Annotated in this window: 1 protein-coding gene; it reads right to left on the bottom strand. The window is 79.6% G+C overall.

Going from position 1 to position 416, the window contains the following annotated elements; translation table 11 throughout:
• Window positions 1–318 (bottom strand): hypothetical protein (locus N869_RS16105; protein ID WP_198026123.1); only part of this gene is annotated, 318 nt, incomplete at its 3' end.
• Window positions 319–416: the final 98 nt, after the last annotated feature.

Raw genomic sequence — 416 nt, 5'->3', positions numbered from 1 at the left:
CTCGGCGGGGCGAGGAGGCCCGGCCGGGGCCTGGGCGCGGCGGCGCCGGGACCGCTCCGGGTCCGGCGCCTGGAAGAGCAGGGCCGTGGGTGTCCGCGAACCGTCCTGCCCACCCGGCTCGGCCGGTCCGGACCTGCGCTCCAGACCGAGCTCGGCGAGCACGTCCAGCTTCTCGGTCGAGAACGCGGCGCCCCCGGGTGCGCCGGCGACCGGTGGGGCGGTGTCCGTGTCGGTCCCGGTGTCGGTCCCGGTGCCGGCCTCCGCGGCGAGGGTCTCCTCGTCGCCGCTCCCACCGTCGGCCGGGCCCTGGGACTCCACGGGCTCCTCGGGCGTCGAGGCACCTCGCCGCCGGGAGGCGGCACGCCTGCGAGGACGGGTGGCGGTCGGCTCGTGATCACCGGCCGCCTCGGCGTCGC

The sequence above is a fragment of the Cellulomonas bogoriensis 69B4 = DSM 16987 genome (assembly GCF_000767165.1).
Taxonomy (GTDB): Bacteria; Actinomycetota; Actinomycetes; order Actinomycetales; family Cellulomonadaceae; genus Actinotalea; species Actinotalea bogoriensis.
Note: the sequence above shows the minus strand (reverse complement) of the source record. Positions and strands in the feature narration are given on the sequence as shown.